The organism is Crossiella sp. NPDC003009, assembly GCF_053591555.1.
The window spans coordinates 40,351-61,627 of record NZ_JBSFUA010000017.1; the positions used below are offsets into that span (position 1 = coordinate 40,351).

Sequence of the window (21,277 nt, forward strand, 5' to 3'; positions counted from 1 at the left end):
CGCCCACCGTCCACAATGGCCCCCAAGTGGGGTCAGTGGGTGAGCAGGACGGCGGTGGCGTTGTCGGTGGCGCCCCGGTCGATCGCGGTCGCGACCAGTTCCTGGGCGCGGGGGCCGAAGCGGGATGGCCTGGCCACGATCGCGGTCATCGTGGCCGGGTCCAGACCGCCGTAGACGCCGTCGCTGCACAGCAGCAGGCCGGTCTCCTCGCGGGTCTCCACCAGTCCGATGTCCCTCGGCCGGCCGGTGCGCACGCTCGCGGTCACGATGTGCTCCATCCTCGGCGTGGTGGCCATGCCCTGCCGCCGGAAGTACTCGGCCACGGTGTGGTCGCTGGTCAGGCGGGTCAGGGTGTGCCCGTCCCAGCGGTAGGCCCGGGCGTCGCCGACCCAGGCGATCCGGTAGCCGCTGCCGAGCTGGTCGGCGAAGGGCATGGCCACCACCAGCACGCAGTCGCCGGTGTGGCTCAGCTCGAGCACCGCGCGCTGGGCGGCCAGGATGGCCTCGGTGGGGCCGCGGGCGGGCAGGGTGCCGGTGGCGGCGGCGACCGCGACCCTGGCGGCGTCGGCCGCGGTCTCGGTGTCGCCGATGCCGTCGGCCAGGGCGAGAACGGGCTGCATGCCCTCCCAGCCAGGGCGCACGGACACGGCGTCGGCGTTGACCCTGCGGTGGCCGGGGTCGGTGGCGGTTTCCCAGTGGACGCGGCTGCGGTTCTCCATCATGGTCATGACTCCAGCGTGGCCCCGTTTCCTAAGAACTTGCTGTGCGCGGGATAGCTCTTCGCTGTGGCCTCGTCGCAGGCAGGTCCCGTCACCGGGGCCGGTACGATCATGGGCAGCAGCGACAGTGGATGAGGCCAGATGACCGACACCGCGCCACAACGGCGAGCACGAGCGGCACGCCCGCCGACCATCCACGACGTCGCCGCGCATGCCGGCGTCTCCCGCGGCACCGTCTCCCGCGTCCTGCAAGGCGGCCACAACGTCAGCCCGGCCGCTCAGGAAGCCGTCACCACCGCGATCCGCAAACTCGGTTATGTGGTCAACCGGGCCGCGCGCAGCCTGGTCACCCAGCGCGCCGGCTCGGTGGCCTTCCTGCTCTCCGAGACCCAGGACCGGTTCTTCGAGGACCCCAACTTCACCACCCTGCTGCGCGCCTGCACCACCGCACTCGCCGAGCACGACCTGCCGCTCATCCTGATCACCGCGGGCACCGAGGACGAGCGCCGCCGGATCGCGCCCTTCCTGTCCGCGCACCACGTCGACGGCGTGCTGCTGGTCTCCTCGCACCGCGGCAACCCGATGATCGACCACCTCCGGCAGGCGAACCTGCCCTTCGTCTGCTGCGGCAAGCCACTCGGCGAGCGCGGCGCGCTGTCCTACGTCGCCTCCGACGACCGCGAAGGCGCCAAGACCATGGTGCGCCACCTGCTCGACACCGGCCGCAAGCGCGTCGCGACCATCGCCGGTCCCCAGGACACTCCCGGCGGCCTGGACCGGCTGCACGGTTACCGCGAGATGCTCGCCGAGCACGGCATCGCCCACGACCAGCGGCTGGTCGCGGTCGGCGACTACAGCCGGGCCAGCGGTGCGGCCTGCATGCGAGAACTGCTGGCCACGGCACCGGATCTGGACGCGGTCTTCGTCGCCTCGGACCTGATGGCGGCGGGCGCGCTGGCCGCGATCGAGCGGGCCGGCCTGCGCGTCCCCGAGGACATCGCGGTCGGCGGCTTCGACGACTCCTCGGTCGCCGTCACCACCCAGCCCCCGCTGACCACGATCCGGCAGCCATGGGACCGCATCAGCGCGATGATGGTCCGCCAGCTGCTGGCCGAGATCAACGGCGAAGGACCGGCCACGGTCATCCTGCCCACCGAGCTCGTCGTCCGCGAGTCGGCCTGAGGCGTGCGGGGCCAGGCTGTGCACGTTCACAGAATCTAACCGACATGCCCTTGAAACACGCGTAAGAATACGCTTTCATCGGAGCGGTTCACCCTGCGGAGCGGGGCCGTGCACGTTCACAGTCCGCTTCGCCCTCCGCCGGTCAGAGGAGATCGGATGATTGCGTACGGCACCAACCTGCGGAAAGCGCTTTCCAGATACGGGCCGGATCGCTTTCCGGAGATCACCGCCGCCGCGCAGCACCTGCCCGGCACGCCGTACCCGGCGACGGCTGGGTGAGCCGCGCCGCCTTCGACCGGCACCGCCCCCTGTTCCGCACTTTCGCGTTCCGCACAGGAAGAGGTACCGCACCGTGTCCCCAGCGTGCCTGGAACCCCAGCGATCCGACACCGGCGCGACCGCCAGCAGCGGCACCCGGTTCCCGCTGTTGCGACGAGCAGCGACCGTCTTCGCCGCCGTCCTGGGCGTCATCACCTCCGGCGTGGCGGCGGTCCCGGCCTCGGCCGCGGACAACCCTTACCAGCGCGGCCCGAACCCGACCTCGGCCGGCGTCGCCGCCTCCCGCGGCACCTTCGCCACCGCGGAGCTGAGCGTGCCGCGCGGGCACGGCTTCGGCGGCGGGAAGATCTACTACCCGGCCGACACCAGCCAGGGCACCTTCGCCGCGGTCGCCATCGTGCCCGGCTACACCGCCACCTGGGCCGCCGAAGGCGCCTGGATGGGCCCGTGGCTGGCCTCCTTCGGTTTTGTGGTCATCGGCATCGACACCAACGGCCGCAACGACTTCGACACCGCACGCGGCACCCAGCTGCTGGCCGCGCTGGACTACCTGACCCAGCGCAGCTCCGTGCGCGGCCGGGTCGACGCCAAGCGCCTTGCGGTGATGGGCCACTCCATGGGCGGCGGCGGGGCACTCGTCGCGGCGCGGCAACGTCCGTCGCTCAAGGCCGCGGTCGGGCTGGCGCCGTTCAAGCCCTCCGGCCCGCCGAGCGCTGACCGGGTGCCCACGATGGTCATCGCCGGTGAGCACGACGGCACCGTCACTCCGTCCTATGTGGACGGTCTGTACCGGGCGATCCCGGCGGGCACGGAGAAGGCCTACCTGGAGTTCGCCGGGGCTGGGCACGCCTTCCCGACCCGCCCGAACCCGCTGCAGATGCGGCTGGTGATCCCGTGGCTGAAGAGCTTCACCGACCACGACACCCGCTACCACCAGTTCCTGTGCCCGCTGAAGGACCGGACCGGCGTCACCGCCTACCGCAGCACCTGCCCGCTCGTGGCGCCCGGAGCCCGCGACTAGCCGGAGGGGCACTGCCATGGCCGACACACCGGCCACGTCGTTCGTCAAGGGCGCGGACATCAGCTGGATGCCGCAGATGGAGGCCAACGGCTACTACTGGCACAACCGGAACGGGCAGCGGCAGGACCTGTTCACCATCCTCAAGGACTACGGCATCACCGCGGTGAGCCTGCGCACCTGGGTGGACCCGGTCGACCACCCCGTCAACGGGCACTGCGGTATCGAGGAGACCGTGCGGATGGCGGCCCGCTGCGAGGCGGCGGGCCTGCGGGTCCTGCTCGGGTTCCACTTCGGCGACACCTGGAACTCCGCCGGCGTGCAGCAGCCGCCGAGGGCGTGGACGGGCTTGTCCTACCAGCGGATGCGCGATGCGCTGCGCGGATACGTGTCCCGCTCGTTGCGGCTGCTCGCCTCCGCGGGGGTGGCGCCAGGCTGGGTGAAGATCGGCAACGAGACCAACAACGGCCTCTGCCACCCCCTCGGCAGCCTCCGCAGACCGGACCAGATGACCGGACTGCTCAACGCCGCCTACGGGGAGTCCAAACAGGTCTTCCCGGACACCCCGGTGCTGGTGCACGCCGCCCAGCCGCAGAAGTTCGCCAGCGTCTCGAACTTCCTCAACGCCTACCGCGACCACGGCGGCAGGTGGGACGTCACCGGGCTTTCCTCCTACGCCCAGGGCGGCGAGGTCTCCGCCGCGCTGAACAGCATGCGGACGATTCAGGCCAACTGGCGTCGACCGGTCATGCAGGTCGAGCACGGCGGGCCGGTGCACAACTCCATCCAGGCCCGCGGTTCCCTGCGGCGGTTCATCACCGGCCTCAAGGGTTTCGGCGGCCTGGGCACCTTCTTCTGGGAGCCGGAGGGCTACCCGCCGTTCACCGGCTACGACATGACCGCCTGGACCAGCACCCGGCGTCCCACGGCGGCCCTGGACGGCTTCCGCAACGTATGACAGGAGACCCAGTGCCCCTCACCCGCCTCGCGTTCCTCACCGTAGCGGTGCACGCCGTCGTGCTGGTTCCCGTCCCCGCCGCGGCCGCGCCGACGGCGTTGCCACCGCAGTGCTCGGGCACCGCGCCGATCCGGTGCAGCTTCGCCGTTCCACCGGGCAACTACGAGGTCACCGTGCAGCTCGGCAGCCCGGCAAAGGCGGCCAGCACGTCGATGTCGGTGGAGACGCGCAGGCAGGTGCTGAACTCCGTGTCCACCAAGGCGGGCCAGCTGGTCCGCACCACGGCGACGGTCAACGTCCGCAACCCGGAGGGGCAGCCCACCGGTGAGGGCGGGAACGGCACGCCAGGTCTGCAGCTCACCTTCGGCGGCAACGCGCCCGCGATCGGCTCGCTGACCGTGACCGCGGCCAAGTCCCCGCTGGTGGTCTACCTCGCCGGTGACTCGACCGTCTGCGACCAGACGACCGCGCCCTTCGCCGGCTGGGGCCAGTTCCTGCCCGCGCGGGTGCGGGGCGGGGCGGTGGTCGCGAACTACGCGGACTCCGGCGAGGGCTCCAGCAGCTTCCTGGCCAACAGCGCGCTGTTCCCGAGGATGAAGCCACTGATCAAGAGCCGCGATCTGGTGTTCATCCAGTTGGCGCACAACGACAAGGACACCACCGCCGAGGTCTTCCGCGACAACCTGGCCAAGCTGGTCAACGGGGTGCGTGAGCGCGGCGGCATTCCGGTGCTGATGACACCGCCGGTGCGCAGGCTGTTCGAGGGCAGCAAGCTCAGCTCGTGGGCGTTGCACGTCAACAACAAGGGCGTGGACCTGCCTGCGGTGATCAGGGCGCTCGGCCGGAGCGCGAACGTGCCGGTGCTCGACCTGACCGCGAAGAGCAAGGCGCTGGTGGAGCCGTTGGGGCAGTCGGCCTCGCAGCGGCTGTACCTCACCAAAGAAGCCAACGACAACACCCACTTCTCCGCGCACGGCGCGGCGGAGACGGCGAACCTCGTCGTGCAGGGAGTCCGGGAGCTGAACCTGTCGCTGGCCGGCTACCTGCGGTGAACGGATGTCGATATCAGTGCAGAGATCACCATGGGATGGTGCGATGTTGTTGAAACCACGGGCACGACGATGGTGGAGCTTACTCCTGGGCTGCGGGGTGCTGGCCGGGCTGCTCAGCGCTCCCGCGGCGGCAGAACCTGTTGCGGCGGAACAGGTCAAGCCCACCGGAAGGACCGTCGACTTCACCGACGGCTGGCAGTTCTCCTTGGTCAACACCACCGGGGCGGAGGCCCCTCAGCCGGGTGCGGGTGATCCGTCCTGGCGGAACGTGCGGCTGCCGCACGACTGGAGCATCGGACTCAACCCGGTGCAGAACGCGCACACCACCGCCGGCACCGCGTTCCTGCCCGGCGGCCTGGGCTGGTACCGCAAGACCTTCACCCTGCCACCCACGGTCGCGGGCAAGAAGGTGGCCATCGAGTTCGACGGTGTCTACATGGACGCCGAGGTCTACCTCAACGGCAAGCTGATCGGCCGCCACCCCTACGGCTACACCGGTTTTGCCCTCGATCTCACCCCGCACGCCCACACCAACGGCACCCCGGATGTGCTCAGCGTCCGGGCCCGCAACCAGATCCCCAGCAGCCGCTGGTACTCCGGCAGCGGCATCTACCGCGACGTCCGCCTCGTCGTCACCGACCCCGTGCACGTCACCCGCCACGGCGTGACCGTGACCACGCCTGACCTGGCGAACACGATCAAGTCCGGTTTCGCCACCATGCGCGTGCAGACCAGCGCCGTGAGCGAGAACTCCCCGGCTCAGGCCGAGATCACCGCCACGGTCAAGGACGCCACGGGCAAGGTCGTCGGGCAGGGCACCACTCGCGCCGAGCTTGCCGCGCAGCCGCGCACCGCGACCACTGATGTGCGGATCGAGCAGCCGGTGCTGTGGTCGGTGGAGCAGCCGCATCTGTACACAGTGGACACCGAGGTCCGGGTGGGCGGGAAGACCGTGGACGCGGTGTCCACCCGCACCGGTGTGCGGTACTTCGCCTTCCACCCGGACAACGGCTTCTCCCTCAACGGCAAGGAGACCAAGCTCAAGGGCGTCAACCTGCACCACGACCTGGGCGCTCTCGGCTCCGCGACCAGCAAGGACGCGATCGTCCGGCAGTTGCAGATCATGAAGAGCATGGGCGTCAACGCGGTGCGCACCTCGCACAACCCACCCGCCCCGGAGTTCACCCAGGCCTGTGAAGAGCTGGGTCTGCTGTTGCAGATCGAGGCATTCGACACCTGGCGCACACCGAAGACCCAGTTCGACTACGGCCGCTTCTTCGACGCCCACAGCAGCGCCGACATCCGCGAGATGGTGCACGCGGCCAAGAACTCCCCGTCTGTGGTGATGTGGTCCATCGGCAACGAGATCCACGACACCACGCTGGCGATCGGCGTCCCGATCGCCAAGCGGCTCATTGCGGACGTGCGGGCGGTGGACCCCACCCGGCCGATCGTGATGGGCTCGGACAAGTACCGCAGGGTGCCGACGGCCGGGTCGCCGCAGGACGAGATCCTGAAACTGCTCGACGGCATGGGCCTGAACTACAACACGGCGGCCTCGGTCGACGCGCTGCACGCCCGCTACCCGACCAAGTTCTTCTTCGAGAGCGAGTCCTCCTCCTCCACGTCCACCCGCGGCTACTACCAGGACCCGGATCAGCTCAACACTGGCGAGAACTTCACGCCCGGGCGTCGCAACGTCTCCTCCTACGACAACAACCTGGAGACCTGGACCTACAGCGGTGAGTACGGTTTGAAGAAGGACCGGGACCGCAAGTGGTTCGCCGGGCAGTTCCTGTGGACCGGCATCGACTACCTCGGCGAGCCCACGCCCTACAACGTGTTCCCCGTGAAGGCCTCGTTCTTCGGCGCGGTGGACACCGCCGGGTTCGCCAAGGACTTCTACCACCTGTTCCGCAGCCAGTGGACCACCGAACCGATGGTGCACCTGCTGCCGATGAACTGGACCGACCACAAACCCGGCGACCAGGTCTCGGTCTGGGCCTACAGCAACGCCGACACCGTCGAGCTGTTCCTCAACGGCAAATCGTTGGGGGAACGCAAGTTCGACACCAAGACCACCACCGGCGGCACCCGCTACCTGGAAACCACCGAAGCGACCGGAGACGACAAGACCGTCACCACTGGCCGTTTCCCGGGCAGCTACACCAGCCCGAACGGCAGCGCGGGCAAGCTACACCTCACGTGGTCGGTACCCTTCCAGCCCGGTCGGCTGGTCGCGGTGGCCAAGCGTGGCGGTACTGAGGTCGCCAGGGATGAGGTCCGCACCGCGGGCGCACCACACGCGATCAAGCTGACCCCGGACCGCAAGGCCACCAAGGCCGACGGCAAAGCACACACCTTCGTCACCGCCGAGGTCGTCGACGCGGCCGGGGTGGTCGTGCCGGGGGCGGACAACCTGATGTCCTTCCGGGTCAACGGCGGCAGCCTGGCGGGGCTGGACAACGGGCGTCAGGAGAGCGCGGAGAACTACCAGGCGGGCTCGCGAACCGCGTTCAACGGCAAGGCACTGGCCATCATCCGATCAGGACAGAGCTCTCCGGTCATCCAAGCGACAGCGAGCGCGCCGGGCCTGCGCGACGGGACCGCGATCGTCGCGGCCACCGGTGCCGGCCCCGGAGCCGCCGAACCCGAACTCCCGGCCGCGCCAGCGGATGTCACGGCCACGCCCCCGGCGGATGCGAGCTACTCGGGCCGGGCGGACACGCTCCCGGCCGCGATGCTCGACGGCAACCCGGCCACCGCCTGGTCCAACTACTACCTCAAGCGTGCCACTGCCCTGCTGCCCGAGGTGAGTCGTGCGCACCAGCGGGACTGGGTGTCGATGTCCACATCGGACACCGGCCAGACGGGCTCGGTGCGGGCCTCGTTCATCACCGACGCCACGCACGCCCTGCCCGCGAACATCGCGGTGTCCTATTGGGACGGACGTGCGTTCGTCCCGGTGCGCAATGCCCGGATCGAGTGGGCGACGGCGTCAGGGCGGCCGACCAGGATCACCTTCAGTCCGGTGCGCACCAGTCGCATCCGGCTGGACCTGACCAGCCGCGCGCCGGGCACCGGCCGTGGCTTCCTCCGGATCGCGGAGCTGACGGCCGGACGGTGACCTGGGGCGTGTGGTCCCCCGCGCGGGGTCGGGGGACCACACGCCGCGAGGCACCAGTGTCCTGAGTCGGAAGGTTCGGTGGCGGTATCGGCGGTCCAGGTTTCCGCTGGGCGTGCCGAGGGGAAGCCCTCGTACCGGGTTGTACGTGGGCTTTCCCTCGGTGCGCTCAGCGGGAAGCTGGGCCGTCGAGACCGCTGGCGAACTTCCGACTCAGGGCACTAGCGCAGGTACGAGGCGAGCCCGATTCGCTGGTCCCGCAACGCCTTGGCCACCACGCCGGCGATCCGCAGCGCACCGGCCCGCTCGAAGTGGGTGTGGTCGTTGCAGAAGAACGCGCCCACCGGGCCGGTGTTCCAGTTCCCGTTGTGCGGGCAGAACTTCAGCGAGTTGTAGAGGGTGTAGCTCAGCCGGTGCAGGTCGATCAGCGGTGCCCCGGAACGGGTGGCCGCGTCCGCGGTCTCCCGGAGGAAACCACGGCTGGCGACCGCGGTGCCGCCCTGGCAGCGGAGTGCCGAGACCGGTGTCAGCAGCACCGGGTGCGCGCCGCGGTCCTTGGCCGCCTTGGCCATCATGGACAGCAGCTCCTGGTAGCGGGCCGATCCGACGTGCCGGGGACAGGACGAGCTGCCGTCGTTGATGCCGAACTGGATGATCAGGTAGTCACCCGCCCGCATGCCGGTGCTCGGGTTGAGCATGTCCAGCCAGCGCTTGGCGAAGGTCTTCGGGGAGACCACGCACTCACCGTCCGTGCCCTTGGTGTCCTTGACATTGGACTCGTACAGCCAGGTCTGCACACTGCGCCCGCCGACGGCGCTGTTGACCACGGTGGCATCGCCGGTGAACAACGAGCCGAACTGGCTGCCCCAGCCCGCCGGGCAGTTGCCGTTCGGGTTGGCCATTGTGGAGTCACCGGCCAGCCAGACCTTGATCTTCGGCGCGGCGGCGGTGCTGGCGGCGGGCGCGCAGTCGGCCGCGCGGTCTTGTCCGGCTTGGGCGGCCAGGGCGTCGCCCGCGCCTGCCGTCAAGGTGAACTGGGTGATGAGGACTGCCAAGGGCAGCAGGAGTCGCTTGGGGAAGAATCTCATTGTCTCTCCACGGCAGGGGGACTCACGGGCCAGCATCACGATGACTTTCACCAGCCGGTTTCGCCCCTGTCAACAAGGGATGCGCCAGGCGGGCTGGATTCGATTCGGTTCGACCACAACGCCGGAATGTTCGACGCCGTCAGGGCCGCGGCCGACGGCCCCGGCCCACCGCGGTCGACGCGCGCACCACGAGCTCCGGCTGGAACTTCACGTGCCGGTGCACGTGGTCCGGGTCGCCCTCGGCCTCTTCCAGCAGGAGCTGTGCGGCGGTGCGGCCGAGTTGTTCGCGCGGCTGGCGGACCGAGGTGAGCGGGACGGCCGCGGCGGCGGCGAACTCGATGTCGTCGTAGCCCACCACGGCGAGATCGTCCGGGACGTCCAGGCCCTGCTGGGTCATGGACTGGAGCAGGCCGAGCGCGAGCAGGTCGTTGGCGCAGAACGCGGCGGTGGGCCGGCGCGCGGACGGCAGGCCCACCAGCCGCTCCCCCGCGCTGCGGCCTTCGGCCACCCGCAAACCCTTGGTTTCCAACAAGGTCAGCGCGCCGGGTGGCAGACCGGCCTGCGCCAGCGCCCGCAGCGCGCCCTGGTGGCGGTCGCGCACCTGCTGGATGGACATCGGGCCGCCGACCATCGCGATCCGGGTGTGGCCGGTCTCGATCAGGTGCGTCATCGCGAGCTCGCCGCCGAGCACGTCGTCCACGGCCACCGAACACCGCGTGCCGTCCTGCGTCTCGCGGTCGACCAGCACCACCGGCGTGCCCCGGCTCAGCAGCTCCGCGAACCGCTCGGCGTCCGCGTCCACCGGCGTGATCAGGATGCCCTCGACGCGCTGTTCGTGCAGCAGCTCCAGGTACTCGCGTTCGCGGCCGGCGTCGGAGGCGCTGTTGCACAGGTACACCGCGAGGCCTGCCGCCCGCGCGGTGTCCTCCACGCTGCGCGCCACGTCGGTGAAGAACGGGTTCGCCGCGTCCAGCACCACGTAGGCGATGACCCGGCTGCGGCCCGCGCGCAGTTGGCGGGCGGACTCGTTGCGCACGAAGCCGAGCTCGGAGATCGCGGCCAGCACCCGCAGCCGGGTGGCGGGCGCGACCACCTCCGGCCGGTTCAGCACGTTGGAGACGGTCGCGTTGGACACGCCGGCGCGCCGCGCGACCTCGCGGATGCCGACGGCAGGTTTCACGAGCAGCTCCTCCGCTTGAAACGTGACAGCGAATCGTACCTCCGCCGTCTTGACACTGAGCCCCCTCCGCACCCAGGCTGCTCCTAGCCCGACCTTTAAAACGTTTCAACGAGGAGCCGGATGTGGACCGACCTCCCCTGGTGGCGCTGGACGAGGTGAGCAAGGCCTTCGGCGCGGTGCGCGCGCTCTCCGGCGTGTCGCTCCAGCTGCCGCCCGGTGAGGCGCACGCGCTGCTCGGGGAGAACGGCGCGGGCAAGTCGACGCTGATCAAGACGCTGGCCGGGGTGCACCGGCCGGACGCCGGGCGGGTGCTGGTCGACGGGCAGCAGCAGCGGTTCGCCGGACCCGCGGGCGCGCTCGCCGCGGGCATCGCGGTGATCTACCAGGAGCCGACGCTCTTCGGTGACCTGTCGGTGGCGGAGAACGTGTTCATGGGCCGTCAGCCACTGCGGTTCGGCAGGCGCGTCGACGTGGCCCTGATGCACGCCCGCACGGAGGAGCTGTTCGCCCGCCTCGGTGTGCGGCTGGACCCGGCGCGGCCGGCGCGCGGGCTCTCCATCGCGGACCAGCAGCTGGTGGAGATCGCCAAGGCGTTGTCCTTCGAGGCCCGCGTGATCGTCATGGACGAGCCGACCGCGGCCCTGTCCGCGCACGAGGTGCAGCGGCTTTTTGGCGTGGTCCAGGCCTTGCGCGAACAGCAGGCCGCGGTGCTGTTCGTCTCGCACCGGCTGGAAGAGGTGTTCGCGCTGTGCCAGCGGGCCACCGTGCTGCGCGACGGCGAGCTGGTCTGGTCCGGCCAGCTCAACGGTGAGACGCCCGACTCCCTGGTGCGCCGGATGGTCGGCCGCGAGCTGTCCCAGCTGTTCCCCAAGCAGGACACCACCGCGGGCGAGGTGCTGCTCTCGGTGCGGCGGCTCACCCGCGAAGGCGTCTTCACCGACGTCTCCTTCGACGTCAGGGCGGGCGAGATCGTCGCGCTGTCCGGTCTGGTCGGCGCCGGTCGCAGCGAGGTCGCGCGGGCGGTGTTCGGCATCGACCGGCCCGACGCGGGCGAGGTGCTGGTGGGCGGCCGACGGTTGAAACCCGGCTCCCCTGCCGCCGCGATGGCCGCGGGCATCGGGTTCGTGCCAGAGGACCGCCGTCAGCAGGGCCTGGTGATGGACGCCTCGATCGAACGCAACACCGCGCTCGCCTCGCTGGCCCGGCTGTCCACCTTCGGGTTGCTGCGGCGGCGCGGCGAACGCGCGCTCGCCCAGGACTGGGCGGTCCGGCTGCGGCTGAAGTTCGCCCGGCTGAGCGATCCGGTGGGTGTGCTCTCCGGCGGCAACCAGCAGAAGGTGGTGCTGGCCAAGTGGCTGGCCAGAGCGCCGTCGGTGCTGATCGTCGACGAGCCCACCCGCGGCATCGACGTGGGCACCAAGGCCGAGGTGCACCGGCTGCTCGCCGAGCTGGCCGGCCGGGGCGTGGCGGTGCTGATGATCTCCTCGGAGCTGCCAGAGGTGCTCGGCATGGCCGACCGCGTGCTGGTGATGCACGAGGGCCGCCTGGCCGAGGAGCTCTCTCGCGCCGAAGCCACCGAGGAACGGGTGGCGCTGGCCGCGGCCGGCAGGACGGTGGCTCGATGACGCCGCTGACCACGGCCGCGCCGCCGCGCCGCACCGCGGCCCGCCGCCTCAGCGACCGCCTCGGCCGGGTGCGCGAGCTGGGCATCCTGGTCGCGCTCGCGCTGGTGGTGATCCCGACCGCCGTGGCGAACCCGAGGTTCGTGCAGGCGCAGAGCGTCCGCGACCTGCTGCTCAACGCCTCGATCGTGGCGCTGCTCGCGGTCGGCCAGACCCTGGTGGTGGTGACCCGCAACGTCGACCTGTCCGTCGGCTCGGTGCTGGGCCTGTCCGCCTTCCTCACCGCGCAGCAGTTCGCCGAGCACCCCGGCACCCCACTGCTGGCCGGCATCGGGTTCGGTGTCGCGGTCGGCCTGGCCTGCGGTCTGCTCAACGGCGCGCTGGTCGCCCTCGGCAACGTGCCCAGCCTGGTGGTCACCCTCGGCACCCTCTACGTCTTCCGCGGCCTGGACTACGCGCTGGCCCAGGGCAGGCAGGTCAACGCGGCGAACCTGCCGGACGCACTGCTCGGCCTCGGCAGCAGCCGGGTCCTGGGCATCCCGGTGCTGGTGCTGGCCACGGTGCTGGTCATCGCGGTCGCCGCGGTGTACCTGCGCTCTTACCGCTCCGGCCGCGAGCTGTACGCGATCGGCTCGAACCCGGCGGCCGCGGTGCTGGCCGGTATCCCAGTGGCCAGGCGCACGCTGACCGCCTTCGCCCTCTCCGGACTCATCGCCGGGCTGGCCGGCGCGCTGTGGGTGGCCCGCTACGGCACCGTGGACGCGGCCACCGGCACCGGGCTGGAGCTCCAGGTGGTCGCGGCCGTGGTGGTCGGCGGCGTGGCGATCTTCGGTGGCTGGGGCACGGTGGCGGGCGCGGCGCTCGGCGCGCTGCTGCTGGCCACGATCACCAGTTGCCTGGTGGTGCTGCAGATCCCCGCGTTCTGGCAGCAGGCGATCGCGGGCGCGCTGCTGCTCAGCGCGATCACCGTGGACCGCCTGCTGGCCCTCCGCCTGGTGAAGGCGTTGCGCCGCGCGGAAGGGACCAGCCATGCGTAAGTTCCTGCGCTGGGAGACGGCACTGGTGGTGCTGCTGCTGGTCGTGGCGGTCACCGGTCAGCTCAGCACCGGCGGCTCGTTCCTCTCCGGTGGCAACCTGTTCTACCTCGGGCTGGACATCGGGGAGATCGCGCTGATCGCGCTGCCGCTGACGCTGGTCGTGGTGGCAGGCCAGATCGACCTGTCCGTGGCCTCGGTGCTCGGGCTCTCCAGCGCGCTGGTGGGTTCGCTGTGGAACGCGGGCTGGCCGCTGGAGACGATCCTGCCGTTCGTGGTCGTGGTGGGCGCGGTGTGCGGCGCGGTCAACGGCCTGCTCGTCACCCGGCTCGGGCTGCCCTCGCTCGCGGTCACCATCGGCACCCTCGCGCTCTACCGCGGCCTCGCGCTGGTGGTGCTGGGCGACACCGCGGTCGCGGACTTCCCGGCGAGCTACACCGCCTTCGGTTCGACGCCGGTGCCCGGCACGGACATCCCCTACCCCATCGCGCTGGCCGCGGTGCTGGCCGTGCTGTTCGGGATCACGTTGCACGCCAGCTCGTTCGGGCGGTCGGTGTTCGCCATCGGCGCCAACGAGGAAGCGGCCCGCTTCTCCGGCATCCGGGTCAAGCGGGTCAAGCTGGTCCTGTTCGTGCTCACCGGCGCGGTGGCCGCGGTGGCCGGCATCGTCTACACCTTCCGCTTCTCCAGCGCCCGCGCCGACAACGGCTCCGGGCTCGAACTGGCCGTGGTGGCCGCGGTCCTGCTCGGCGGCGTGTCCATCTTCGGCGGCAAGGGATCGCTGTTCGGCGTGCTCGCCGGCGTGCTGCTGCTGGGCGGTCTGCGCAACCTGCTGATCCTGCAGGACACCTCCACCGAGGTGCTCACCATCGTCACCGGCCTGCTGCTGCTGGTGAGCGTGCTCGCCCCCTCGATCACCCGGGCCGTATCCAGCCGACGAGCCGGAAACCCAGGAAAGGCAACGCCATGAACCCACGTCTTGTGCTCGCCCTGGTGGTGTCCGGGGCCCTCGCGCTCACCGCCTGTGGTGGCACCACGAAGGACAACGCGGGCCAGCAGACCGGGGGCGCGGCGAACCCGGCCGCGGCGAACCCGGGCGCGCCGCTGCGGGCAGGCCTGAAGATCACTTTCCTGCCCAAGCAGGTGAACAACCCGTACTTCACCGTCGCGCAGAAGGGCGCCGAGCGGGCAGGCGCGGCGGTCAAGGCCGAGGTGAAGGCGACCGGTCCCTCCGACGCCGCCGCCTCCTCACAGGTCACCTACATCAACACCGCCGGACAGCAACGGCAGCACGCGCTGGTGCTCTCCGCCAACGACGCCAACGCGGTCGCGCCCGCCCTGAAGTCCGCCCGCGGCCAAGGGCTGAAGGTGGTCACCTTCGACTCCGACGCGGCGCAGGACGCGCGGGACGTCTTCGTCAACCAGGCCTCCCCGCAGGACATCGCGGCCGGCCAGGTGAAGCTGATCTCCGAGGCCGTCGGCGGCTCCGGTGAGATCGCGATCCTGTCCGCCACGCCGAATGCCACCAACCAGAACGCCTGGATCGAGCTGATGAAGGCCGAGCTGGCCAAGCCCGAGCGCGCCGGGCTGAAGCTGGTGGAGACCGCCTACGGCAACGACGACGACCAGACCTCGTTCCAGAAGACCCAGGGCCTGCTCCAGGCGCACCCGAACCTCAAGGGCATCATCTCCCCGACCACGGTCGGCGTCGCCGCGGCCGCGCGGTACCTCAGCTCCTCGGAGTACAAGGGCAAGGTCGCGCTGACCGGGCTGGGCACGCCCAACCAGCTGCGCAAGTTCACCCACGACGGCACGATCCGCGCCTTCGCCCTGTGGGACCCGGACAAGCTCGGCTACCTCGCCACCTACGCCGCCGCCGCGCTGGCCTCCGGGCAGATCACCGGCGCGCCGGGCGAGAAGTTCACCGCGGGCGACCTGGGTGAGTACACCGTCGGGGCCAAGGGCGAGCTGGTGCTCGGTCCGCCGACGGTGTTCACCAAGGACAACGTCGACCAGTTCGACTTCTGACATGCGCGTCTGTTTCACCTTGCGGGTGCGGCCGGACCGGATCGCGGAGTACCGGGAACGGCACCGCGAGGTCTGGCCGGAGATGCTGGCCGCACTGCGCGCGGCGGGCTGGCGCGACTACTCCCTCTTCCTCGGCGAGGACGGCCTGCTGGTCGGCTACCTCGAATGCGAGGACTTCGACAGCGCGCTCGCCGAGATGGCGCGCACCGAGGTGAACGCCCGCTGGCAGGCCGAGATGGCGGAGTTCTTCGTTGACCTCGGTGACGCCAAGGCCGACCAACGCATGCGGACACTCGACGAGGTCTTCCACCTCGACTGAGCACTTCCAGGAGAGAACATGAGTGTCAAGGCCGCGCTGCGGGAGCAGCGGATCGAGACGCCCTCGTGGGCGTACGGGAACTCGGGGACCCGGTTCAAGGTCTTCGCCCAGCAGGGGGTGCCGCGCACGCCGTTCGAGAAGATCGACGACGCGGCGGAGGTGCACCGGCACACCGGCATCGCGCCCACGGTGGCGCTGCACATCCCCTGGGACAAGGTGGAGGACTACGGCAAGCTGGCCGGGTACGCGCGGGAACGCGGCGTCGAGCTGGGCACCATCAACGCCAACGTCTTCCAGGACGACGACTACCGGCTGGGCAGCGTCACGCATCCGGACGCGGCGGTGCGGCGCAAGGCGATCGGGCACCTGCTGGACTGCGTGGACATCATGGACCAGACCGGGTCGCGGGACCTGAAGCTGTGGTTCGCCGACGGGCTGAACTACCCCGGCCAGGACAACCTCAGTGCCCGGCAGGACCGGCTCGCCGAGGCACTGCACGAGACCTACCAGCGGCTCGGCCCCGATCAGCGGATGTTGTTGGAGTACAAGCTGTTCGAGCCCGCGTTCTACGCCACCGACGTGCCGGACTGGGGCACCGCGTACGCGCACTGCCTGGAACTCGGCGACCGGGCCCAGGTGGTGATCGACACCGGGCACCACGCGCCGGGCACGAACATCGAGTTCATCGTCTCGTTCCTGCTGCGCGCCGGGAAGCTGGGCGCCTTCGACTTCAACTCCCGGTTCTACGCCGACGACGACCTGATGGCGGGCGCGGCCGACCCGTTCCAGCTGTTCCGGATCATGCACGAGATCGTGCTGGCCGACGCGCTGAAACCCGCCACGGGCATCGCGTTCATGCTCGACCAGTGCCACAACATCGAGCCGAAGATCCCGGCGATCATCCGCTCGGTGCTCAACGTCCAGGAGGCCACCGCCAAGGCGCTGCTGGTCGACCAGGAGGCGTTGTCCGCCGCGCAGCACGACGGTGACGTGCTGGCCGCCAACGGCGCGCTGATGGACGCCTACAACACCGATGTCCGGCCACTCCTGCGCGAGCTGCGCGCGGAGCAGGGCCTGGATCCCGACCCGATGGCGGCCTACCGGCGGTCGGGCTACGCAGAGCGGATCGTCCGGGAACGAGTCGGCGGCCAGGCCGCCGGATGGGGTGCGTGAGATGAACCAGGTGGAAGCGCTGCTGGGGCGGAGCAACCGGCTCGGCGCGGATCCGCGCAACACCAACTACGCCGGCGGCAACACCTCCGCCAAGGACTCGGTGACCGACCCGGTCACCCAGCAACCGGTGGAGCTGTTGTGGGTCAAGGGATCCGGCGGTGACCTGGGCACGCTCACCGAGGCTGGGCTGGCCGTGCTGCGGCTGGACCGGCTGCGTGCGCTGGCCGAGGTCTACCCGGGGGTGGACCGCGAGGACGAGATGGTCGCCGCCTTCGACTACTGCCTGCACGGCAAGGGCGGCGCGGCGCCCTCGATCGACACCGCGATGCACGGCCTGGTGGACGCCGCGCACGTGGACCACCTGCACCCGGACGCGGGCATCGCCTTCGCCACCGCCGAGGACGGCGAGAAGCTGGTGCGGGCCTGCTTCGGCGACCGGGTGGTGTGGGTGCCGTGGCGGCGGCCCGGTTTCCAGCTGGGGCTCGACATCGCCGAGGTGAAACGAGCCAACCCGCAGGCCATCGGCGTGATCCTGGGCGGGCACGGCATCACGGCGTGGGGCGCGACCAGCCAGGAGTGCGAGGCCAGCTCCCTGGAGATCATCGAGACCGCGCAGCGCTACCTCGACGAGCACGGCCGCGCCGAGCCGTTCGGGCCGGTGACCCACGAACCGTTGCCTGCGACGGAACGCCGGGTGCGCGCGGCCGAGCTGGCCCCGGTCATCCGCGGCCTGGCCGCCACCGACCATCCGCAGGTCGGCCACTTCACCGACGCCGAGGTGGTGCTCGACTTCCTTTCCCGTGCAAGGCATCCAGAGCTGGCCGCGCTCGGCACCTCCTGCCCGGACCACTTCCTGCGCACCAAGGTCCGGCCGCTGGTGCTCGACCTGCCGCCGGCCGCGCCCCTGGACGAGGCGATCGCGCGGCTGCGCGAGCTGCACGAGGCCTACCGCGCCGACTACCGGGCCTACTACGAACGGCACGCCGAGCCGGACAGCCCGCCGATGCGCGGCGCGGACCCGGCGATCGTGCTCGTGCCGGGTGTCGGCATGTTCAGCTTCGGCAAGGACAAGCAGACCGCGCGGGTGGCAGGCGAGTTCTACGTCAACGCCATCAACGTGATGCGCGGCGCGGAGTCGGTGTCCCGGTACGCCCCGATCGAGGAGCGGGAGAAGTTCCGCATCGAGTACTGGGCCCTGGAAGAGGCGAAGCTGCGCAGGCTGCCCAAGCCAAGGCCGCTGGCCACCAGGGTGGCACTGGTCACCGGTGGCGGCTCCGGCATCGGCAAGGCGATCGCGCGACGGCTGGCCGCCGAAGGCTCGTGCGTGGTGGTCGCCGACCGCGACGGCGAGGCCGCGCGGGCGGTCGCCGAGGACATCGGCTCTGCCGACGTGGCCGTGCCGGTCACGGTCGACGTCACCGGCGCGGCGGCTGTCGCCGAGGCGTTCCGCACCGCGGTGCTCGCCTTCGGCGGCGTGGACCTGGTGGTCAACAATGCCGGGCTGTCAATCTCCAAGTCGCTCGCCGAGACCACCGAGGCCGATTGGGACCTTCAGCACGACGTGATGGCCAAGGGCTCGTTCCTGGTGTCCCAGCAGGCCGCCAAGGTCATGCGCGGACAAGGGCTGGGCGGCGACATCGTCTACATCTCCAGTAAGAACTCGGTGTTCGCCGGGCCGAACAACATCGCCTACGGCGCGGCCAAGGCCGACCAGGCGCACCAGGTCCGGCTGCTGGCCGCCGAGCTGGGCGCCGACGGCATCCGGGTCAACGGGGTCAACCCGGACGGCGTGGTGCGGGGTTCCGGCATCTTCGCCGGCGGCTGGGGTGCCCAGCGCGCGGCGGTCTACGGCGTGCCGGAGGAGGAGCTTGGCGCGTTCTACGCCCAGCGCACGCTGCTCAAGCGCGAGGTGCTGCCCGAGCACGTGGCGGCCGCGGTGTTCGCGCTCACCGGTGGCGAGCTGTCGCTGACCACCGGGCTGCACGTGCCGGTCGACGCCGGTGTGGCCGCGGCGTTCCTGCGATGAGGGCCACCGTGGCCGCGGTCGACCTCGGCGCGTCCAGCGGGCGGGTGGTCCGGGGACTGGCCGGGGACGGCGCGCTGGCGATCGAGGAGGTGCACCGGTTCCCGAACGGGCCGGTGCGCCTGCGCGAGACCCTGCACTGGGACGTGCTCGGGCTGTACCGGGAGGTCCGCACCGGTCTGCGCCGGGCAGGTGAGATCGACAGCATCGGCATCGACAGCTGGGCGGTGGACTACGGCCTGCTCGACGAGCGCGGGGCGCTGCTGGGCAACCCGGTGCACTACCGCGACGCCCGCACCGACGGCATCACCCCGCCGATCGACCCCGACCGGCTGTACCGGCTCAACGGCCTGCAGTTCCAGCCGTTCAACACGATGTTCCAGCTCGCCGCCGAACCGCTGCTGGCGCACGCGGCGCAGCTGCTGCTCATCCCGGACCTGCTCTCCTACTGGCTGACCGGGGAACGCGGCGCCGAGTACACCAACGCGACCACCACCGGCCTCATCGACGTCCGAAGTGGACAGTGGTCGGACGAGCTGACGCGCGGCCTGCCGCCGGGGCTGCTGCCGGAGCTGCGCCATCCCGGTGACCCGGTGGGCGACTGCGAGGGCGTCCCGGTCACCGCGGTCGGCTCGCACGACACCGCATCGGCCGTGGTCGCGGTGCCCGCCGAGGGCGAGGCGTTCGCCTACATCTCCTGCGGCACCTGGTCGCTGGTCGGCGTCGAGCTCACCGCGCCGGTGCTGACCGTCGAGAGCAGAGCGGCCAACTTCACCAACGAGGGCGGGGTGGACGGCACGATCCGCTACCTGCGCAACGTCATGGGCCTGTGGCTGCTCCAGGAATGCCTGCGCTGCTGGGACGCCGAGCTGGACCCGGTGCTGCGGGCGGCCGAGGGCGCGCGAGGTTCGGTGTTCGACCCGAACGACCCGGTGTTCCTGCCGCCAGGGGACATGCCGGCGCGGATCCAGCGGTGGTGCCGCGAGGCGGGCGAACGGGTGCCCGAGACCCCCGGGGAAGTCGCGCGGTCCATTGTAGACAGTCTCGCGCTGGCCCACCGGGACGCGATCGCGGCGGCGCAGCGGTTGTCCGGCAAGGAGGTCGAGGTCGTGCACGTGGTCGGCGGCGGCTCGCGCAACGAGCTGCTGTGCCAGCTCACCGCCGACGCCTGTGGTCTGCCGGTGGTCGCCGGGCCTGCCGAGGCGACCGCGCTGGGCAACGTCCTCGTGCAGGCCCGTGCCGCCGGCGCGGTGCCCGGCACCCTGGGCGAGCTCAGATCGCTCGTGCGGGAGACCCAGCCATTGCGGCGCTACCTCCCCCGGTGAACGCCGGGCCGGGCGCGGTGCTCGCGCGGGTACGCAGCTTGGGCGGCAGCAGGGTCAGCGGCGGCGTCGGCAGCCCGTTCACCTTCGCCACCAACAGGTCCACCGCCTGCCGCGCCAGCTCCTCCGCGGGCAGCCGCACCGAGGTCAGGAACAGCTGATCGGCCAGCTCGTCCGGGCAGATGGCGACCACGGCCACGTCCTCGGGCACCCGCCGCCCCAGCGCGCGCAGGCTGCTGGCGACCCAGCCCAGCGCCGCCTCGTTGTGCACCACGAGCGCGGTCATCGCCGGTTGCGCGCGCAGCAGAGCCCGGGTGCAGATCAGCACCGACTCGTAGTCGTCCTCGGCGGGCAGCGCGGTGGAGGCGATGCCGCGGCGCATGGCCGCCGCGCCGAAGCCCGCCATCGTGCGCTGCGCGTACCCGGTGTTGCGCTGGTACACCACGCTCGGCGCGCCGAGGAAGCCGATGTAGCGGTGGCCGAGGTCGGCGAGGTGATCGACACACCGCGCAGCCGCGGCCTCGAAGTCCAGATCGACGCAGGTCAGCCCGTTGGTGGTGGCCGGATGTCCGATGAGCACGGACGGCTGGGCGAGCTGGCGCAGCAGGGGCACCCGCTCGTCGTCCAGCTCGACGTCCATCACCAGGAACCCGTCGACCTGGGCGCTGCCCGCGACCCGCCGCAGCCCTTGCGCGCCCTGGTCCGCGGTCACCACCAGCACGTCCAGCTCGTGCCTGCGGGCCTCGGCGATCGCCGAGGTGACGAACCGCATCAGCACCGGCAGGTACGCACCGCGACGCAGCGGCAGCACCAGCGCCACCACGTTGGTCCGGCTGGTCGACAGCGTCCGCCTGCCCGAGAGCGGGCGGTAGCCGAGCTGGCGGATGCTCTCGGCGACCTTGGACCGGGTCTGCGCCGAGATCGACCGCCTGCCGGTCAGCACGTACGAGACCGTGCTCGGCGCGACACCGGCGTGCCGCGCCACATCCGCGATGGTGACCACGTTGGCACCTCCGTGCGTTGAAGCGCTTCGACGACTTTCAGGTCGCTCAGCATGCACGTTCGGAACCGGAAATGTAAGCGCCGAAGGTCAGCGGTTCGACCTGTTCGACCCGGTTCCATCGAATGACTGTCGAACTGTCGCGGGCCGGACTTG

General features: G+C 70.9%; 18 protein-coding genes. 14 read left to right on the plus strand and 4 right to left on the minus strand.

The window, feature by feature from the left end:
* Nucleotides 1-32: 32 nt before the first annotated feature.
* A complete protein-coding gene (locus tag ACWDY5_RS19725) occupies nt 33-728 on the minus strand; it encodes a PP2C family protein-serine/threonine phosphatase (protein ID WP_449723629.1) in 696 nt (231 codons plus the stop codon).
* Between the two features lie 132 nt (nt 729-860).
* On the opposite strand from ACWDY5_RS19725, the gene ACWDY5_RS19730 reads away from it, so the two are divergent.
* The 6 genes from ACWDY5_RS19730 to ACWDY5_RS19755 all read left to right on the plus strand — a co-directional run bounded on the left by ACWDY5_RS19730 (nt 861) and on the right by ACWDY5_RS19755 (nt 8,335).
* Nucleotides 861-1,901: a LacI family DNA-binding transcriptional regulator gene (locus ACWDY5_RS19730; RefSeq protein ID WP_449723630.1), complete on the plus strand. Its 1,041-nt coding sequence runs from the start codon at nt 861-863 to the stop codon at nt 1,899-1,901.
* A 156-nt stretch (nt 1,902-2,057) separates the two neighbouring features.
* A complete protein-coding gene (locus tag ACWDY5_RS19735) occupies nt 2,058-2,180 on the plus strand; it encodes a hypothetical protein (RefSeq protein ID WP_449723631.1) in 123 nt (40 codons plus the stop codon).
* A gap of 73 nt (nt 2,181-2,253) precedes the next feature.
* Nucleotides 2,254-3,201 carry a dienelactone hydrolase family protein gene (locus tag ACWDY5_RS19740; protein ID WP_449723632.1) on the plus strand — a complete coding sequence of 316 codons (948 nt, stop codon included), beginning with the start codon at nt 2,254-2,256 and terminating at the stop codon, nt 3,199-3,201.
* A gap of 16 nt (nt 3,202-3,217) precedes the next feature.
* Complete coding sequence (locus tag ACWDY5_RS19745) at nt 3,218-4,156, plus strand: glycosyl hydrolase 53 family protein (protein WP_449723633.1); 939 nt, start codon at nt 3,218-3,220, stop codon at nt 4,154-4,156.
* Between the two features lie 11 nt (nt 4,157-4,167).
* Nucleotides 4,168-5,208 (plus strand): rhamnogalacturonan acetylesterase, encoded by a 1,041-nt coding sequence (locus ACWDY5_RS19750; protein WP_449723634.1) that lies wholly within the window; start codon nt 4,168-4,170, stop codon nt 5,206-5,208.
* Nucleotides 5,209-5,305: 97 nt separating this feature from the next.
* Nucleotides 5,306-8,335 (plus strand): glycoside hydrolase family 2 TIM barrel-domain containing protein, encoded by a 3,030-nt coding sequence (locus tag ACWDY5_RS19755; RefSeq protein ID WP_449723635.1) that lies wholly within the window; start codon nt 5,306-5,308, stop codon nt 8,333-8,335.
* Between the two features lie 218 nt (nt 8,336-8,553).
* Here ACWDY5_RS19755 and ACWDY5_RS19760 read toward each other — a convergent pair whose 3' ends face one another.
* Nucleotides 8,554-9,420, minus strand: a complete 867-nt coding sequence (locus ACWDY5_RS19760; protein WP_449723636.1) for a GDSL-type esterase/lipase family protein — start codon at nt 9,418-9,420, stop codon at nt 8,554-8,556.
* 139 nt (nt 9,421-9,559) lie between these two features.
* The gene (locus tag ACWDY5_RS19765) at nt 9,560-10,600 is read right to left on the minus strand and encodes a LacI family DNA-binding transcriptional regulator (RefSeq protein WP_449723637.1); all 1,041 of its coding nucleotides are present in this window, start codon (nt 10,598-10,600) and stop codon (nt 9,560-9,562) included.
* 122 nt (nt 10,601-10,722) lie between these two features.
* Between ACWDY5_RS19765 and ACWDY5_RS19770 the strand changes: the two genes are divergently transcribed.
* From ACWDY5_RS19770 to ACWDY5_RS19805, 8 genes are read left to right on the plus strand one after another with little or no spacing between them, the layout of a single operon-like run.
* Complete coding sequence (locus ACWDY5_RS19770; protein ID WP_449723638.1) at nt 10,723-12,225, plus strand: sugar ABC transporter ATP-binding protein; 1,503 nt, start codon at nt 10,723-10,725, stop codon at nt 12,223-12,225.
* Entirely contained in the window at nt 12,222-13,259 is a 1,038-nt protein-coding gene (locus tag ACWDY5_RS19775; protein ID WP_449723639.1) for an ABC transporter permease, read from the plus strand. Before ACWDY5_RS19770 ends, ACWDY5_RS19775 begins: the two co-directional genes overlap by 4 nt.
* The gene (locus tag ACWDY5_RS19780) at nt 13,252-14,226 is read left to right on the plus strand and encodes an ABC transporter permease (protein ID WP_449723640.1); all 975 of its coding nucleotides are present in this window, start codon (nt 13,252-13,254) and stop codon (nt 14,224-14,226) included. The genes ACWDY5_RS19775 and ACWDY5_RS19780 overlap by 8 nt, the downstream gene beginning before the upstream one ends.
* A complete protein-coding gene (rhaS, locus tag ACWDY5_RS19785; RefSeq protein WP_449723641.1) occupies nt 14,223-15,284 on the plus strand; it encodes a rhamnose ABC transporter substrate-binding protein in 1,062 nt (353 codons plus the stop codon). Before ACWDY5_RS19780 ends, rhaS begins: the two co-directional genes overlap by 4 nt.
* A gap of 1 nt (nt 15,285) precedes the next feature.
* Nucleotides 15,286-15,603, plus strand: coding sequence for an L-rhamnose mutarotase (locus ACWDY5_RS19790; protein ID WP_449723642.1), 318 nt, complete (start codon nt 15,286-15,288; stop codon nt 15,601-15,603).
* Nucleotides 15,604-15,621: 18 nt separating this feature from the next.
* Nucleotides 15,622-16,776, plus strand: a complete 1,155-nt coding sequence (rhaI, locus tag ACWDY5_RS19795) for an L-rhamnose isomerase (RefSeq protein WP_449723643.1) — start codon at nt 15,622-15,624, stop codon at nt 16,774-16,776.
* 1 nt (nt 16,777) lies between these two features.
* A complete protein-coding gene (locus ACWDY5_RS19800) occupies nt 16,778-18,802 on the plus strand; it encodes a bifunctional aldolase/short-chain dehydrogenase (RefSeq protein ID WP_449723644.1) in 2,025 nt (674 codons plus the stop codon).
* Nucleotides 18,799-20,124: a rhamnulokinase gene (locus ACWDY5_RS19805; RefSeq protein WP_449723645.1), complete on the plus strand. Its 1,326-nt coding sequence runs from the start codon at nt 18,799-18,801 to the stop codon at nt 20,122-20,124. The genes ACWDY5_RS19800 and ACWDY5_RS19805 overlap by 4 nt, the downstream gene beginning before the upstream one ends.
* On the opposite strand, the gene ACWDY5_RS19810 is transcribed toward ACWDY5_RS19805, so the two are convergent.
* Nucleotides 20,072-21,124: a LacI family DNA-binding transcriptional regulator gene (locus ACWDY5_RS19810; protein WP_449723646.1), complete on the minus strand. Its 1,053-nt coding sequence runs from the start codon at nt 21,122-21,124 to the stop codon at nt 20,072-20,074. The two genes, ACWDY5_RS19805 and ACWDY5_RS19810, sit on opposite strands and share 53 nt — an antisense overlap.
* Nucleotides 21,125-21,277 lie beyond the last annotated feature (153 nt).

Bases quoted from the DNA above. Each gene is read 5' to 3' on its own strand.
- ACWDY5_RS19725 (WP_449723629.1), bottom strand. From the start codon at position 728: ATGACCATGATGGAGAACCGCAGCCGCGTCCACTGGGAAACCGCCACC.
- ACWDY5_RS19730 (WP_449723630.1), top strand. From the start codon at position 861: ATGACCGACACCGCGCCACAACGGCGAGCACGAGCGGCACGCCCGCCG.
- ACWDY5_RS19805 (WP_449723645.1), top strand. From the start codon at position 18,799: ATGAGGGCCACCGTGGCCGCGGTCGACCTCGGCGCGTCCAGCGGGCGG.
- rhaS (WP_449723641.1), top strand. From the start codon at position 14,223: ATGAACCCACGTCTTGTGCTCGCCCTGGTGGTGTCCGGGGCCCTCGCG.
- ACWDY5_RS19735 (WP_449723631.1), top strand. From the start codon at position 2,058: ATGATTGCGTACGGCACCAACCTGCGGAAAGCGCTTTCCAGATACGGG.
- ACWDY5_RS19800 (WP_449723644.1), top strand. From the start codon at position 16,778: ATGAACCAGGTGGAAGCGCTGCTGGGGCGGAGCAACCGGCTCGGCGCG.
- ACWDY5_RS19745 (WP_449723633.1), top strand. From the start codon at position 3,218: ATGGCCGACACACCGGCCACGTCGTTCGTCAAGGGCGCGGACATCAGC.
- ACWDY5_RS19790 (WP_449723642.1), top strand. From the start codon at position 15,286: ATGCGCGTCTGTTTCACCTTGCGGGTGCGGCCGGACCGGATCGCGGAG.
- ACWDY5_RS19760 (WP_449723636.1), bottom strand. From the start codon at position 9,420: ATGAGATTCTTCCCCAAGCGACTCCTGCTGCCCTTGGCAGTCCTCATC.
- ACWDY5_RS19775 (WP_449723639.1), top strand. From the start codon at position 12,222: ATGACGCCGCTGACCACGGCCGCGCCGCCGCGCCGCACCGCGGCCCGC.
- ACWDY5_RS19780 (WP_449723640.1), top strand. From the start codon at position 13,252: ATGCGTAAGTTCCTGCGCTGGGAGACGGCACTGGTGGTGCTGCTGCTG.
- rhaI (WP_449723643.1), top strand. From the start codon at position 15,622: ATGAGTGTCAAGGCCGCGCTGCGGGAGCAGCGGATCGAGACGCCCTCG.